The organism is Janibacter sp. DB-40 (assembly GCF_029510815.1).
Taxonomy (GTDB): Bacteria; Actinomycetota; Actinomycetes; order Actinomycetales; family Dermatophilaceae; genus Janibacter.
This window is the reverse complement of the sequence record NZ_CP120360.1, coordinates 1,645,928-1,660,533: the sequence shown is the minus strand read 5'-3', so window position 1 is coordinate 1,660,533 and position 14,606 is coordinate 1,645,928. Positions and strand designations below refer to the sequence as shown.

Sequence of the window (14,606 nt, the reverse complement as noted above, 5' to 3'; positions counted from 1 at the left end):
CTCCTTCGTTGTCCCGGCTCACTGCAAGCCGTCGGTCGGCTCCGGGTGGGGCTGAGCGTAACGAGGCGATGAATTGGAGTGCAATGCCTCCACGTTGATCGAGGAGTACTCGTGCACGGTCACCTCTCCCCCCTTGCTGCGGATCGACTCGGACACCCCACCGGGGATCTCCATCGCCGAGCTCATCGTCTGCGGGTCACCGATGACGATGAAGGTGTAGGGCGGGTCGAGGGTCCTGCCGTCGACCACGATGCCCTCCTCGCTGTCCCGGAACCACGTGCTCGCGATGATCCGCGCGTCCGCGACCTGCATGGCCTCGGCGCCCGCGTCACGCAGCTCCTGCACGGCGTCCAGGAGGGTCGCCGCGTCGACCTCGCCCCCCTGGTCCTCGATGCGCAGGGTGATCCCGGGCCCGGTCGCCCGCTCCGTACCCGCCAGGATGCCGAGGGTCTCGGCCCGCTCCTGGGCGGCGGCGAGCGCCTCCGGCGAGTTGCCCTCGCTGTTGGCGAGCCGATCACGTGTCTCCTCCAGCTCGGCGATCTCCTCGTCGAGGCGGCTGCCGTTCTGGGTGACGTCGTCGAGGATGCGCACCAGCTCGTCCTGACGGAGGTCCTCCAGACCCTCCGCCTGGGTCTGTCGTACCTGGGTGGCGAGGGCGAATCCGAGCAGCGACGCGAGCAGGAGGGCGAAGACATTGGCTCGCGTCAGTCGCGGGCGCGCCATCAGGTAGATCCTGCGCCAGGAGGCCTTGCTGCTGCGCCCGGAGCCTGCGGCAGGAGGCCTCGTGCCGGGCTTCGCGCCCGTCTCCTGCTCCCCCGCCCGTCCCGGGTCCTTCGCGCTGCTGTCGTCCATGTCCTTGCTCATGCCTTGAACAGGTGTCGTCGGATGGAGGCCACGTTGGAGAAGATCCGCACACCGAGGATGACCACGACCCCTGTCGACATCTGGGAGCCGACGCCGAGCTGGTCGCCGAGGAAGACGATGAAGGCGGCCACCAGGACGTTCGACAGGAAGCTGACGACGAAGACCTTGTCGTTGAAGATGCCGTCCAGCGTGGCCCGGACGGCGCCGAAGACCGCGTCCAGGGCGGCGATGACCGCGATGGGCAGGTACGGCTGCATCCACACGGGGACATCGGGCTGCAGGACGAGGCCGAGGACGATCCCGACCAGCAGGCCGAACGCGGGGATCATGGGGTCTCCTTCTTCCGGGGGGTCACTGGCGGCGTCGCCCCCGAGGGGATGGCCGTTGCCGCGCGGGTGCGGACGTTGGTGGCGCTGGGCAGCTCGAGCTCGTCCTGCGTGGTCAGTGTCGTCTCGATGCCGTAGTTGCTGCGCAGGCCCGTCATGTAGGAGCCGGCCGAGCTCTCGGCGAAGTTCGTCTGCATCTGCTCCGGGTCACCGATGGCCTCGATCGTGTACGGACGGGTCAGGGGGCGGAAGTTGACGAGGATGGCCTCGCCGGCGAAGCGGATGGCGGTCCTGGACGTCAGTCGCTGCCCGTTGACGGCGATCGCCTCCGCACCCGCGCTCCACAGCCCGTTGGTGATCAGCTGCAGGTCCTTGGAGCGCACTCGCCCCTCGTCGTTGATCCCCGTCCGAGGGTCGCCGTCGGCGCTGGTTCGGCTGTCGGGAGCATCATCGAGCGTGACGCGCAGGCCGGGACCGCCGACGGGTACGAGTCCACTGGCAACGCTGATCCCCTCCTGCTGGGTCCCCACCAGGTCGGGGTCCAGCAGTGCGGTGGCGGTGGCGATCTCCGCGCGCAGCTCCCGGATCCGGCCGTCGCGCTCGTCGACCGCCTCCTGACGGTCCTCGATCTGGCTGATCAGCCGGGCGCGGGCGTCGGCGCGCGCACCCTCGTCGCCGCGCAGGTTCGCCGTGCTCACCCCGATCATCAGACCGATGAGCAGCAGCGAGACGATCAGCATCGGGCGGCGGGTACCACTGGAGCGCGGCAGTCCGGCGGCCTCGCGCCTCTCCGCCGCGGCCGCGTAGCCGGGGTCCAGTGGCCGTTCGAGCATCGAGGTCAGCAGGGTCATGGAGGCGTCGGGGCGGCGCCCCAGGGGATGGACCCCCTTCGTCTCGACGTAGTCCAGCTCGGACTCGTCGACGGGAGGGCGCGGCTCCTCAGGTCGCACGAGAGGCTCCTCCCCCTGCTGGACGGTCATGGGCTCGAGTGCACCGGTCGTGCGCACCCCACCAGAGTAGGCGGTGTCCACGGTGCAAGAGTTGGTGCATGCAGCGTCATCTCCTGATCCACGACGAGACCACCTGTCGACGGCGCACGAGCATCAAGTGGCGGCTCCACGACCCCGACGTGCTTCCCCTCTGGGTCGCCGAGATGGACGTCATGCCGGCGCCACCCGTGGCCGAGGAGATCCGCCGGCTCGTCGCCGACGGGGACCTCGGGTATCCCGTCACGGCCCCGTACCTCGAAGCGGTGGCCCGCTGGTACGCGCGATGGTCCGCACCGGTCGACCCCACGCGGATGGCGCTGGTCACCGATGCCATGAGCGGGGTCAGGGCGGCGATCGTCTCCCTCACCGCCCCCGGCGACCCCGTGTACATCACGGTGCCCGTCTACCCGCCCTTCCACTCGGTGGTCTCGTCGACCGGCCGGCGGAAGATCGAGGTCGAGCTGACATCGGCGGGCCGCCTCGACGTACCGGCGCTGGAGACCGCCTTCGCCTCCTCCCCCGGTCGCGGCGCCGTCCTGCTGTCGAACCCGCACAACCCCACCGGCACCGTGCCGACCGCCGCCGAGCTCACCGACCTCGCCCGGGCCGCGGAGCGGCACGGCGTGGCCGTCATCAGCGACGAGGTCCATGCGCCGCTGGTTCTTTCGGGGGCACGGTTCACCCCCATCGTGTCGATCCCGGAGGCTGCCGGGGCCCTCAGCGTGATCTCTCCGGCGAAGGGGTGGAACCTCGCCGGTCTGAAGGCGGCGGCGGTCATCGGTGGACCGAACGCCTCCGCAGCGGTTCGCGGTGTGCCCGGTTACCTGGCCCACACCGCCAGCCATGCCGGTGTCCGAGCCCACATCGCGGCGATGGACGAGGGGCAGGGATGGCTTGCCGAGCTGGTCTCCGACCTCACCGCGAACAGGGCCCTCCTCGGTGAGCTGCTCGCCGAGCACCTGCCCGACATCAGGTGGCGACCCGGTGAGGCGACCTACCTCGCGTGGCTGGACTGCCGCGCCCTCGGCCTCGGGGACGACCCCGCCACCCACTTCCTCCGACACGGACGCGTCGCGTTCAACTCGGGCCTGCCCTTCGGCGCCGGACGCGGCCACGTCCGCCTCAACTTCGCCGCCTCGCCGGAGGTCCTCGACGAGGCGGTGCGCCGGATGGCGAAGGCACTCGACCAGCCCGCGGACCGATGAGGCGCACCTGGACACGGTCAGGTGGCCTTTTTCACGATTTATCGAGTTCCGTTGAGCCGCAAGTCATTTCGTTACCCGACCGAAACCCTGACTTGATCTGTGCGCTGGTCACGTTAGGTTGAAACAGGTGACCATCGACGCAGCTCAAGACCAACAGCCCCCGGACGAGTCCCCCTTCGTCCTGCGCCCACCGACCATCGCGGACGGTGGCGCCATGTGGCGCGTGGCCAGGGACTCCCGCACGCTCGACCTCAACACCTCCTACGCCTACCTGCTGTGGGCGCGGGACTTCGCCGCGACGAGCGTCGTGACCGAGCGCGATGGGGAGGTCGTCGGGTTCGTCAGCGGCTACATCCGTCCCGACGCGCCCCACACCCTCATGGTGTGGCAGGTGGCCGTCGACTCCGACCAGCGCGGCCACGGCCTGGCCGGACGGATGCTCGACCACCTGGCCGATACCGTGCCGGGCGTGACCTCGCTCGAGACGACGATCACCGACGACAACGCCGCCTCCCGCGCGTTGTTCGGTGCGTTCGCGCGCAAGCGGGGGGCCGAGCACGAGGAGATCGCCCTGTTCGAGCGGGAGCACTTCCCCGACGAGGGCCACGAGCCGGAGGTGCTGCACCGCATCGGACCGTTCTGAACCCGGCTCACCACAGACCTCTCCACTGACCCGTCCACCGGAAGGACAACCATGAACGCTGCCAATACGGACATCTTCACCACGCGCGAGTCGGAGGTGCGCAGCTACTGCCGCAACTGGCCCGTGGTGTTCGACACGGCCAAGGGGCCGTACCAGTACACCGAGGACGGCGAGCGCTACACCGACTTCTTCTCCGGTGCGGGCGCCCTCAACTACGGGCACAACAACGACATCCTCAAGGAAGCGCTCCTCGAGTACATCGCCAACGACGGAGTGACGCACTCCATGGACATGTACACCAAGGCCAAGCGCGACTTCCTGGAGGCCTTCACCGAGCTCATCCTCGCCCCGCGCGGGATGACGCACAAGATCCAGTTCCCCGGCCCGACCGGCACCAACGCCGTCGAGACGGCGCTGAAGACCGCCCGCAAGGCGACCGGTCGCGAGGACGTCGTCCACTTCACCAATGCCTTCCACGGCATGACCCTGGGCTCCCTCGCCGTCACCGGCAACGCGTTCAAGCGTGCCGGCGCCGGTACCCCCCTGTACCACGCGACCTCGGCCCCCTACGACGACTACATCGTCGGCGAGACCTCCGACTTCGCCTGGCTCAAGCGCATCTGGGCCGACAGCGGCTCGGGCACGAACCTGCCGGCGGCGGTCATCGTGGAGTCGGTCCAGGGCGAGGGTGGCCTCAAGGCCGCTCGCGGCCAGTGGCTCAAGGAGCTGCAGGAGCTGTGCCACGAGTACGGCGTGCTGCTCATCGTCGACGACGTACAGGCCGGCTGCGGCCGCACCGGGAAGTTCTTCTCCTTCGAGGAGTTCGGCCTCGACCCGGACATCATCACCCTGAGCAAGTCCATCTCCGGGTACGGCCTCCCCATGGCCCTGACCCTGATGAAGCCGGAGATCGACGACTGGGAGCCCGGCGAGCACAACGGCACCTTCCGCGGGCACAACCCGGCCTTCGTCACCGGGGCCAAGGCACTGCGCACCTACTGGGCCGACGACGCCCTGGAGCGCAACATCGCCGCGCGCGCCGAGCAGCTGCGCTCGCGTCTCGAGGTCCTGGCCGGTCTGGCCGAGGGCAGCGAGCTGCGCGGCCGCGGCCTGCTCTCCGGGATCGCCTTCCGCGACGTCGAGGTCGCGGAGAAGATCGCCAAGGCCGCCTTCGCGCGCAAGCTCCTGGTCGAGACCTCGGGCCCCTCCAGCGAGGTCGTCAAGATCATGCCTCCGCTGACGATCACCGAGGACGAGCTCGCCGCAGGCCTGGACCAGCTCGAGGACGCGACGCGCGAGGTCCTGGGCGCGCCCGCGCGCACCACGGCCTGAGCCCTCCACCACCACACTTACGAGACAAGGAGATCCCGATGAAGGTTGTCAACGTCAACGACCTCGACGGCACCGAGTACGACATCGTCCACGGCAACTGGCAGAGTCGTCGCATGGTCCTGGCCAAGGACAAGGTCGGTTTCAGCTTCCACATCACGATCCTCAAGGCGGGGACGTCGTCCGACTTCTGGTACGCCAACCACGTCGAGGCCGTGTACGTCTACCAGGGCAAGGGGACGCTCACCGACCGCGACACCGGCGAGACGTACCCCCTCGAGCCGGGCGTGATGTACATGCTCGACGACGCGGACAAGCACACCGTGACCGTCGAGGAGGAGATTCACTGCGCGTGCGTCTTCAACCCGCCGGTCACGGGTCGCGAGGTCCACGACGAGAACGGCGTGTACCCGGCCCTCTCCCTCACCGAGGACTGATCGCGCCGGCACGACGAAGGGGGCGGGCCGCCGGGCCCGCCCCCTTCGTCGTCCCCCGGTGCCTCGCGGCCGGCGCAGGGCACCGAGCGCTGGGCACATGAGCCGGCCGCCACTGGGTACCCACACCCCGTGAACGACGAGCAGACAGCAACACCCGACAACAGGGTCCTGCGGACCCCGCCCTGGCGCGGACGTCCCGAGCGAACCGGCGTGGTCGTCATGGACATGCAGGAGGCCTACTTCGAGGCGGCCGCGCTCAAGGAGCGCCGCCAGCAGATCGTGGCCCACTGCACGACCGTCCTCGCCTGGGCGCACGACCTCGGGCTCCCGGTCATCAACGTGGTCACGCAGCACAAGCGAGACCGCTCGACCTGGACGCTGAACATGCTCGAGGACGACCAGGGCTACCTCTTCGAGGGCGACGCCCACACCGCCACCCTCGACGAGCTGGACCTGGACGATGCCACCGAGGTGGTCAAGACCCGCGACGACGCCTTCGTCGGCACCGACCTGCAGGAGGTCGTCACCGAGCTGGACCTCGACGCCCTCGTGATCGTCGGGGTGTCAACCCACACGTGCGTCGCGGCGACAGCCGCTCACGCCTTCGCCATCCAGCGGGAGGTGGTGCTGGTGCGCGATGCGATCGGATCGCACCGACCGGAGCTGCACGAGCTCGCCCTCGACACGCTGCGTGACGAGTACCGGTTGCCGGTGCTGGATGCAGAGCAGCTACGCCGCGTCACCGTCCCCTGAGACCGTCCTGCATCGAGCGGACGTCGCTCCAGGGCACGCGGGAGGTCACGCCGTACACTCGGCCTGTGATCGCCCCCACGACGACGTGTACCAAGCGCCCTCCCCCGTGCTCCGGAGGCCAACCAGCCGTCCTCGTCCGCACTTCGTGAAAGCCGGGTCCCCATGACCGATCCCGAGACGACCTCCCCGAGCAGGCTTGCTCCCCACGAGTTGTGGCGCGGTGTTCGCGAGAACGCCCGCAGCGACGCCTTCGGTGGCGGGCTCCTGCTCGTGGCGACGGTGTTCGCCCTCGTGTGCGCCAACACGCCCGCGGTCGAGATGTACGAGTCCCTGAGGGACACCCACTTCGGCCCGGCGGCACTCCACCTCGATCTGTCCGTCGGGGAGTGGGCCGCCGACGGCCTGCTGGCGATCTTCTTCTTCGTCGTGGGCCTGGAGCTGAAGGAGGAGTTCGTCGCGGGCAAGCTGCGGGACCCGAAGACGGCCGCCCTGCCGATCGCTGCGGCGGTCGGCGGCGTCGTCGTCCCGGCAGGCATCTACTTCGCCATCACCATGTCCGCCGGGGGCGAGGCCCTCCAAGGGTGGGCGATCCCGACGGCCACCGACATCGCCTTCGCCGTCGCCGTCCTCGCGGTGGTCGCTCGCGGACTCCCCTCCGCCCTGCGCGTCTTCCTGCTCACCCTGGCGATCGTGGACGACCTCATCGCGATCACCATCATCGCCGTCTTCTACGCCCAGGGACTGCACCTGCAGTGGCTGCTGCTCGCGCTCCTCCCCCTGGCGATCTTCGCCGTCCTCGTCCAGCGCGGGGTCCTCACGTGGTGGCTCCTGGCGCCCCTGGGGTTCGCCACCTGGGCGCTGGTCCACCTCTCGGGAATCCACGCCACGGTGGCGGGGGTGCTTCTCGGCTTCACCGTCCCGGTCGTGGCCACGGCCCGGGCCAGGGTGCTCAGCTACACGACCGAGGACGGCGAGCCGGTCTACAACGGGCTCACTGCCTACCTCGCGGACCAGTGGGGCATCTTCTCCACCCTCGTGGCCGTGCCGGTCTTCGCCTTCTTCTCCGCCGGCGTCGCGGTCGGCGGGGTCGCGGGGATGACCAAGGCGCTGCAGGACCCGATCACCATCGGCATCATCCTCGGTCTCGTCGTGGGCAAGCCGATCGGCATCGTCGGGACCACCTTCCTGCTCAGCCGGCTGCCCGCCTTCCGTCTGGACTCGGACCTGACGTGGCCTGACATGGTCGGGGTGGGCTTCGTCGCCGGTGTCGGTTTCACCGTCTCGCTGCTCGTGGGTGAGCTCGCCTTCGGCAACTCCAGCGTCGCCGAGGAGCACGTGAAGATCGGGGTCCTCCTGGGCTCGTTCACCGCGGCCGTCTGCGGTGCGGTCATCCTGGGCATCCGCGGGCGCAGGGCCACCGCAGACTCAGCGGGCTCCGCCGCCTCCTGAGCGGCCCCTCAGAAGACGGGCTTGCCGCCCGTGACGCCCAGGACCGTGCCCGAGACGTAGCTCGCCTCGGCCGGTGACGCCAGGTAGACGAAGGCGCCGGCCACCTCGCCCGGCTGCCCTGCCCGGCCGAGAGGGGTGTCGGCGCCGAAGGCCTTGATCTTCTTCTCGGGCTGGGTGGCCGGCTGGAGCGGCGTCCAGATCGGCCCGGGAGCGACGGCGTTGACCCGGATGCCCCGCTCGCCCACCTCGGCGGCGAGGTTGACGGTGAAGTTGTTGATCGCCGCCTTGGTCGATGCGTAGTCCAACAACGACGGCGAGGGCTCGAAGGCCTGGATGGAGCTGACGTTGATGATGCTCGATCCTCGACCGAGGTGGGGCATGGCCGCTCGCGTCATCCAGAAGAGCGCGTAGAGGTTGGTCTTGAAGATCCGGTCGAGACGCTCGTCGGAGATGTCCTCGATCCCCTGGTCCCGGGCCATCTGCACCCCTGCGTTGTTGACGAGGACGTCGAGCCCGCCCAACTCCGACACGGCGGTCGCGACGACATCGGCGCACACCTGCTGGGACTGCAGGTCACCCGGGCACAGGACGACCTCCTGCCCGGCCTCACGGACCCAGTCGGCGGTGGTCTCCGCGTCCTCCTGCTCCTCGGGCAGGTAGGACAGCGCCACGTCAGCTCCCTCCCGAGCGAAGGCGATGGCCACGGCTCGACCGATCCCCGAGTCACCGCCGGTGATCAGCGCCCGTATCCCCCGCAACCGACCGGAGCCGACCCATGTCTCCTCGCCGTGGTCCGGGACCGGTTCCATCCGGGCGCTCGACCCAGGAAGCTGCTGCTGCTGTGCGGGGAACCCGCCGTCCTCGCCGGTCGTCATCGCCGCGGCCTTCGCGCTGATCTCGGACTCGCTCATGGGTTGGCCTCCTTCTCGTCTGCCCTGACATCTGCTCTCCGACTACCCCTCCACCCGGAAGCCAAACCGCTCCCCTGCCCGGTGGCGGGAGGTCGTGGGCCTGCACCGCAGGTCTCGAGCGGGTCACAGGTGGTTCACAACAGCCGACATGCCCCGTGCCCAGTGCTAGCGTTCCCGCATCCACATGGCCGGGGAAGGGTCACGCCGACAACGATGTCGGTCGGACCCTCGGCAGTTTGTCTAAGGAGAACGTATGCGTGTGAGCATGCGCACGAAGACGCTCAGTGTCACGGCGGCGGCGCTGATGGTGCTTTCCGCCTGCGGTGGAGGGGGCGACGGGGGCGGCGACGACGCGGGCGGCGGTGGCGGTGGTGGCTCGAGCGAGCCCCTGCAGCTGGGCTACGTGCTCCCCGAGACCGGGCAGCTTGCCTTCCTCGGACCGCCCCAGATCGAGGCCACCAAGTACGCGATCAGCGAGATCAACGGCGCCGGTGGGGTCCTGGGCCAGGACATCGGCGACCTCGTCAGTGGTGACGAGGCCGACACCGCCGCCATCGCCTCCCAGTCGGCCGAGAGGGTGCTCAACGCCGACGTCGACGCCATCATCGGGGCTGCGGCCTCGGGCATGTCCTTGGCGATCATCGACAAGATCACCGGGTCCCAGGTCGTGCAGTGCTCCGGATCCAACACGGCCCCGACCTTCACCGGCTACGAGGACGACGGCTTCTACTTCCGCACCGCGCCGTCGGATGCGATGCAGGGGCCGGTCCTCGCCGAGACGATCATCGGTGACGGCTACAGCAACGTCGCCCTGATCGGGCGCGCCGACGACTACGGCAAGGGCCTGGTGGATGCCACCGCCGAGGCACTCGAGAGCTCGGGCGCGACGGTCGCCACCAAGGAGATGTACGACCCGAAGGCGACCAACTTCGACGCCGTCGTCCAGAAGGCCTCGGGCGCGAAGCCCGATGCAGTCGTCCTGATCGCCTTCGAGGAGGGCAAGCAGATCCTCTCGGGCCTGGTGGAGTCGGGCATGACCACCGACGAGGTCGGCCTCTACGGCGCGGACGGTCTGCGCAGCGAGGAGCTGCCGGAGCTGGTGAACGAGAACGACCCCAGTGTCCTGTCGGGCATGAAGGGTACGGCGCCGGCGTCGTCGGCCAACGATGCCTTCCTGAAGGATCTCCAGGAGTTCGCACCGGACCTGAAGGAGACGCAGTTCGCCCCGCAGGTCTTCGACTGCGTCAACATCATCGCCCTGGCTGCCGAGCAGGCGGAGAGCACCGACCCGGCCGACTTCAAGGAGGAGGTCGGCGGCGTGACCAAGGACGGTGAGGAGTGCTCCACCTTCGAGGAGTGCAAGGGCATGATCGAGGAGGGCACCGACATCAACTACCAGGGTGCCAGCGGTCCGTTGGACTTCACCGAGGACGGTGAGCCGGGCGCGGCCTCGATCGAGGTGTACACGTTCAACGACAAGGGGGATCTCGAGACCGTTCGGGTCCAGGACGTCACCGCCGAGGAGTGATCGGGGCGGACGCTCCACGCTGAAGGGCCCGCCCGCATCGCGCGGTCGGGCCCTTCGTCGTTGAGGTTGCAGGAGGAGGGTCAGATGCGCGCGAGGGTCCCCAGGTAGAGCTCGATGACCTTCGGGTCGTGCAGGAGCTCCTTGCCCGTCCCGGTGTAGGCGTTCTGTCCCTGATCGAGGACATAGGCGCGGTCGGAGATCTCCAGGCAGTTGGTGGCGTTCTGCTCGACCATGAGGATGGACACCCCCGACCGGTTGATCTTCAGGACCGACTCGAAGACGGCGTCCTGCATCATCGGCGAGAGTCCGGCCGACGGCTCGTCGAGGAGGAGGACGGCCGGGTCGGTCATCAGGGCACGCCCCATTGCCACCACCTGACGTTCGCCCCCGGAGAGCGACCCGCACTTCTGGTTCCGTCGCTCGGAGAGCAGCGGGAAGATCTCGCTGACCACGGCGAAGCGGGTGCCGAACTCCTTGGGCCGCAGGTACATGCCCATCTCGAGGTTCTCCTCGACGGTCAGCGACGGGAAGACGTTGTTGTTCTGCGGGACGTACCCGACTCCCTCGGAGACCATGGCGTGCGCCGGCAGGGACGTGATGTCCTTCTCGGCGAGGAGGACCTTGCCACCGGTCACGGGTACCAGACCGAACATGGCCTTGATCAACGTCGATTTCCCGGCGCCGTTGGGACCGATGATCCCGACGAGCTCGCCCGCGTCCACACGGGCGTTGCACCCGCGCAGGATGTCGACCCCCGGGATGTACCCGGCCACGAGGTCGACCGCGGTGAGGACCGTCTCGCGGGTCGCTTCGCTGTCATTCATCACGGGTCTCCTTCTCCTGCTGGGGCAGGCTGCGCTGCGTCCCGAGGTAGGCGTCGATGACGGCCTTGTCCCGACGGATGTCGTCCGGACGCCCTTCGGCTATCAGCCGTCCCTGGGCGAACGTCGTCACCCAGTCGCTGATCCCCATCACGACGTCCATGTCGTGCTCGACGAGGACGATGGTCATCCCCTCGTCGCGCAGCGTCTGGATGTGCCCGAGCAGGGACTGGGTGAGGGCCGGATTCACGCCGGCCATCGGTTCGTCGAGCATGATCATCGACGGCTCGACCATCAGCGCACGCGCCATCTCCAGCAGCTTTCGCTGACCACCGGACATCGTGCCGGCGAACTCGTCCCGCATGTGGGCCAGGTTGAAACGCTCCAGGAGTTCGTCGGCCCGTGCCCCGATCTCGGCTTCCTGCGATCTCCACGGAAACCGCAGCAGCGCGGGGATGAATCGCTCCCCCACCTGGTGGGTCGCGCCGAGCATGAGGTTCTCGCGTGCCGTCAGCCGGGTCAGTGCCTTGGTCAGCTGGAAGGTGCGGACCATCCCTCGTCGTGCCACCCGGTGCGCCGGCAGCTTCGACACGTCCTGACCCTGGAAGCTCCAGGTGCCGCCGTCCGGTGTGTCGAACCCGGAGACGACGTTGAAGAAGGTCGACTTCCCGGCCCCGTTGGGGCCGATGAGGGACGTGATCGTCCCGCGCTGGATCTCGAGGTGGTCCACGTCCACCGCCTTGAGTCCGCCGAAGCTGCGCACGACGTCGTCGGCGACGAAGATCGCGTCGGGCTTCGCGACCCCCGGCTCCGGAGGCACGCCCACGAGCTGAGCCGCTCCCACGGTCGGTGCTTCGCTCATCGCGGCATCCTCCCTCGCCCCGTCCGGGGCCCCGTGTACCCGGTCATCGGACATCGAGCCTCAGCTCCTTCTGGTTCCCGAGGATCCCTGCCGGTCGGAAGACCATCAGCAGGACCAGGCCGAGCCCGACGAGGAGGAACCGGGCCGCCCCGACGTCACCGCTGTCGAGGACCGATGGGGAGATGAGTCCGGAGGACGTCGCACTCCGCAGGAAGGCGTCGAAGAAGGTGACGATGAACCAGAAGATGATCGACCCAAGGACCGGGCCCAGCACCCGACTGGCACCGCCGAGGATGACGATCGTGTACAGGTAGAAGGTCACCTTCGGGTCGTAGCTGTCCGGTTGCACGGACTGGATGCTGATCGCCATGAGCACGCCGGCAAGACCACCCAGGGCCCCACCGAGCACGAGGCTCTGCAGCTTGAAGCCGTAGGCGCTCTTGCCGAGGCTCCGCGCGGCCAGCTCGTCCTCACGGACCGAACGCAGCACGCGGCCCCACGGGCTGCTGATCAACAGCTTGACCATGAGGCAGCCGAGCGCCACCAGGCCCCAGCCGACGGTCATCACCCACATCGAGCGGTGGTCGAAGGTGACCTCTCCCCATCCGTACGTCCCCGGTGGATAGGGATTGAGCACGAAGAACTCGCCGGCGAACTGGCGCAGACCGTAGACGCCCCCGGTGAGTGGCTCGAGAGTGCTCGAGCGGTAGAAGTACCTGAGGACCTCGGCAGCGGCGATGGTGGCGATCGCCAGGTAGTCACCACGCAGGCGCAGCGTCGGCAGGCCCAGCAGAAGAGCCAGCAGGACTGCGCAGGCGATCCCCAGGAGGACCCCCACCCACATCGACCACCCGAAGACGGCGACCGACACGGCGACGCCGTAGGCGCCGACGAGCATGAACCCCACCTGGCCGAAGTTGAGCAGGCCGGTGTAGCCGAAGTGGATGTTGAGGCCGATCGCGGCCAGGGCGTAGATCGCCGCCTCGGGTCCGAACATCCCGCGAACGGCGTTGCCGATGATGCTGGGCCAGTCCATTTCTCTCCTTGACTCGTCGGTCTATCCGACGCGCTCGGCCCGGCCAAGGATGCCTTGGGGGCGCACGAGCAGGACGATGATGAGAGCGAGCAGGGCCCAAGCGTTCTGCAGCTCGGTGGGGAACCACAGGGTCGACAGCTGGGCCACGAGACCGACGACCAGGCTGCCGACCACCGCGCCGAAGGCGCTGCCCAGGCCACCGAGGATGACGCCGGCGAACATCAGCAGCAGCAGGTTGAACCCCATGTCCCAGTAGACGGCCGTGGTCAGGCCGTAGAAGACGCCACCGAGCGCGGCCAGTCCCCCACCGAGGATCCAGACGAAGAGGACGACCCGGTTGACGTCGATGCCCGAGGACTCCGCCAGGTCCCGGTTGTCGGAGACCGCACGCATCGCCTTGCCCATCCGCGTGCGCTGGAGCATCAGCGCGACACCGATGATGACCAGGATGGCGATGACGGTCACCGTCAGGTCCCGGGGCGTGATCGAGACCGGGCCGAGATCGATCTCCGACTGGAGCGCGTACTGGTCGTACTGCTGACGCCGACCGCCGTAGAAGATCAGCAGCAGGTGTCGCAGGAACAGTGAGACACCGATCGAGATGATGAACATCTGGATCAACCCGGTCCCCCGCACCCGCAGGGGCCGCCACAGACCGCGCTCCAGCGCTGCGCCGGCCCCGCCACCGATGACGATGGCCACCAGGGCGGCGAGCACGAGAGGCAGGTCGAAGGCACCGGCGGAGAAGAAGAAGGCGGCGATGGCCCCGAGGGCGACCAGCTCACCGTGGGCGAAGTTGATCAGGCCCGTGGTCCCGAAGACCAGGGACAGCCCCACCGAGGTGATGGCGATGATGGTGCCGTACTTGATGCCCTCCACGACGAGCTGGAGGAACCGGGCGGTGAAGTCATTGCCGCCGTCCCCGCCGGTGGTCCCCGTCGAGGTGTCGGACTCGCTGGTCGCCTCGCCGTCGGTCTCGGAGGGGGTCGTCCCCGACTCCTGCTGCTCCCCCTGTGGGATGAGCGGGAAGATCACCGTCGAGTCGCGTCCCGCCCGTACCTGCACCTCGGGCAGCGTCTCCCCTCCCACGTCGCGGGTCTGCAACCCATCGGGCAGTGTCGAGGTGTCGAGGCTCACCTCGTACGTGCCGGGGCCCGGCACCTCGATCCGCCACTCCCCCTTCGCGTCGGTCGTGGCGCTGCCCGCATCGGTGACCGTGAGGGTGACCCCCTCGACGGGCTCCCGATCAGGACCACGCAGGATGCCGGTGATCGCGGGCTCCTCGGCCGCGGCGACCGATGCCGGACCGGCGACGGTGTGCGCCACGGCCGTCGGAGCCCCGAGCAACATGAAGAGCAGCGCCCCGAAGGCCACCGCGAGGCGCGTTCGCACGTGCTGTCCTCCGGAAACGTCGTTGTGTACCGCTGCGGAGCATAACCGGCACCCGGAGGAA

15 protein-coding genes are annotated in these 14,606 nt (G+C 68.8%); 7 read left to right on the top strand and 8 right to left on the bottom strand.

Translation table 11 applies throughout. The features are described from left to right. Positions 1-18: 18 nt before the first annotated feature. Genes PVE36_RS07830 through PVE36_RS07820 form a run of 3 tightly spaced genes read right to left on the bottom strand, consistent with a single transcriptional unit; the run spans position 19 to position 2,197 of the window. Complete coding sequence (locus PVE36_RS07830; RefSeq protein ID WP_277455714.1) at positions 19-864, bottom strand: DUF881 domain-containing protein; 846 nt, start codon at positions 862-864, stop codon at positions 19-21. Continuing rightward, positions 861-1,193 (bottom strand): small basic family protein, encoded by a 333-nt coding sequence (locus PVE36_RS07825; protein ID WP_277455713.1) that lies wholly within the window; start codon positions 1,191-1,193, stop codon positions 861-863. Before PVE36_RS07825 ends, PVE36_RS07830 begins: the two co-directional genes overlap by 4 nt. Further along, positions 1,190-2,197: a DUF881 domain-containing protein gene (locus PVE36_RS07820; RefSeq protein WP_277455711.1), complete on the bottom strand. Its 1,008-nt coding sequence runs from the start codon at positions 2,195-2,197 to the stop codon at positions 1,190-1,192. The genes PVE36_RS07825 and PVE36_RS07820 overlap by 4 nt, the downstream gene beginning before the upstream one ends. A gap of 41 nt (positions 2,198-2,238) precedes the next feature. On the opposite strand from PVE36_RS07820, the gene PVE36_RS07815 reads away from it, so the two are divergent. From PVE36_RS07815 to nhaA, 6 genes are all read left to right on the top strand, one after another. Then, positions 2,239-3,384, top strand: a complete 1,146-nt coding sequence (locus tag PVE36_RS07815; protein WP_277455710.1) for an aminotransferase class I/II-fold pyridoxal phosphate-dependent enzyme — start codon at positions 2,239-2,241, stop codon at positions 3,382-3,384. A 127-nt stretch (positions 3,385-3,511) separates the two neighbouring features. Beyond that, positions 3,512-4,027 (top strand): diaminobutyrate acetyltransferase, encoded by a 516-nt coding sequence (ectA, locus tag PVE36_RS07810; protein WP_277455709.1) that lies wholly within the window; start codon positions 3,512-3,514, stop codon positions 4,025-4,027. Between the two features lie 51 nt (positions 4,028-4,078). After that, positions 4,079-5,359, top strand: a complete 1,281-nt coding sequence (gene ectB / locus PVE36_RS07805) for a diaminobutyrate--2-oxoglutarate transaminase (protein WP_277455707.1) — start codon at positions 4,079-4,081, stop codon at positions 5,357-5,359. A gap of 38 nt (positions 5,360-5,397) precedes the next feature. Next, a complete protein-coding gene (locus PVE36_RS07800; protein WP_277240932.1) occupies positions 5,398-5,793 on the top strand; it encodes an ectoine synthase in 396 nt (131 codons plus the stop codon). 129 nt (positions 5,794-5,922) lie between these two features. Continuing rightward, entirely contained in the window at positions 5,923-6,546 is a 624-nt protein-coding gene (locus PVE36_RS07795; protein ID WP_277455705.1) for an isochorismatase family cysteine hydrolase, read from the top strand. A 162-nt stretch (positions 6,547-6,708) separates the two neighbouring features. Continuing rightward, entirely contained in the window at positions 6,709-7,995 is a 1,287-nt protein-coding gene (gene nhaA / locus PVE36_RS07790; protein ID WP_277455703.1) for a Na+/H+ antiporter NhaA, read from the top strand. Positions 7,996-8,003: 8 nt separating this feature from the next. Here the strand turns inward: nhaA and PVE36_RS07785 are convergent, their stop codons facing one another. Further along, the gene (locus PVE36_RS07785; RefSeq protein WP_277455702.1) at positions 8,004-8,906 is read right to left on the bottom strand and encodes an SDR family oxidoreductase; all 903 of its coding nucleotides are present in this window, start codon (positions 8,904-8,906) and stop codon (positions 8,004-8,006) included. Positions 8,907-9,171: 265 nt separating this feature from the next. Here PVE36_RS07785 and PVE36_RS07780 point away from each other — a divergent pair, with 265 nt between their 5' ends. Beyond that, entirely contained in the window at positions 9,172-10,434 is a 1,263-nt protein-coding gene (locus PVE36_RS07780) for an ABC transporter substrate-binding protein (protein WP_277455788.1), read from the top strand. 80 nt (positions 10,435-10,514) lie between these two features. Here the strand turns inward: PVE36_RS07780 and PVE36_RS07775 are convergent, their stop codons facing one another. The 4 genes from PVE36_RS07775 to PVE36_RS07760 are packed head-to-tail and all read right to left on the bottom strand — an operon-like array spanning position 10,515 to position 14,545. After that, on the bottom strand, positions 10,515-11,258 hold the full coding sequence (locus PVE36_RS07775; protein WP_277455701.1) for an ABC transporter ATP-binding protein: 744 nt from the start codon (positions 11,256-11,258) through the stop codon (positions 10,515-10,517). Continuing rightward, positions 11,251-12,117: an ABC transporter ATP-binding protein gene (locus PVE36_RS07770; RefSeq protein WP_277455699.1), complete on the bottom strand. Its 867-nt coding sequence runs from the start codon at positions 12,115-12,117 to the stop codon at positions 11,251-11,253. Before PVE36_RS07770 ends, PVE36_RS07775 begins: the two co-directional genes overlap by 8 nt. Positions 12,118-12,160: 43 nt before the next feature. Next, on the bottom strand, positions 12,161-13,153 hold the full coding sequence (locus PVE36_RS07765) for a branched-chain amino acid ABC transporter permease (RefSeq protein ID WP_277455698.1): 993 nt from the start codon (positions 13,151-13,153) through the stop codon (positions 12,161-12,163). A 21-nt stretch (positions 13,154-13,174) separates the two neighbouring features. Beyond that, on the bottom strand, positions 13,175-14,545 hold the full coding sequence (locus tag PVE36_RS07760; RefSeq protein WP_277455696.1) for a carboxypeptidase regulatory-like domain-containing protein: 1,371 nt from the start codon (positions 14,543-14,545) through the stop codon (positions 13,175-13,177). Positions 14,546-14,606 lie beyond the last annotated feature (61 nt).

Coding starts and splice junctions, on each gene's coding strand:
- PVE36_RS07785 (WP_277455702.1), bottom strand. CDS start 8,906: ATGAGCGAGTCCGAGATCAGCGCGAAGGCCGCGGCGATGACGACCGGC.
- PVE36_RS07770 (WP_277455699.1), bottom strand. CDS start 12,117: ATGAGCGAAGCACCGACCGTGGGAGCGGCTCAGCTCGTGGGCGTGCCT.
- ectB (WP_277455707.1), top strand. CDS start 4,079: ATGAACGCTGCCAATACGGACATCTTCACCACGCGCGAGTCGGAGGTG.
- PVE36_RS07780 (WP_277455788.1), top strand. CDS start 9,172: ATGCGCACGAAGACGCTCAGTGTCACGGCGGCGGCGCTGATGGTGCTT.
- PVE36_RS07775 (WP_277455701.1), bottom strand. CDS start 11,258: ATGAATGACAGCGAAGCGACCCGCGAGACGGTCCTCACCGCGGTCGAC.
- PVE36_RS07830 (WP_277455714.1), bottom strand. CDS start 864: ATGAGCAAGGACATGGACGACAGCAGCGCGAAGGACCCGGGACGGGCG.
- PVE36_RS07825 (WP_277455713.1), bottom strand. CDS start 1,193: ATGATCCCCGCGTTCGGCCTGCTGGTCGGGATCGTCCTCGGCCTCGTC.
- nhaA (WP_277455703.1), top strand. CDS start 6,709: ATGACCGATCCCGAGACGACCTCCCCGAGCAGGCTTGCTCCCCACGAG.
- PVE36_RS07815 (WP_277455710.1), top strand. CDS start 2,239: ATGCAGCGTCATCTCCTGATCCACGACGAGACCACCTGTCGACGGCGC.
- PVE36_RS07765 (WP_277455698.1), bottom strand. CDS start 13,153: ATGGACTGGCCCAGCATCATCGGCAACGCCGTTCGCGGGATGTTCGGA.
- PVE36_RS07800 (WP_277240932.1), top strand. CDS start 5,398: ATGAAGGTTGTCAACGTCAACGACCTCGACGGCACCGAGTACGACATC.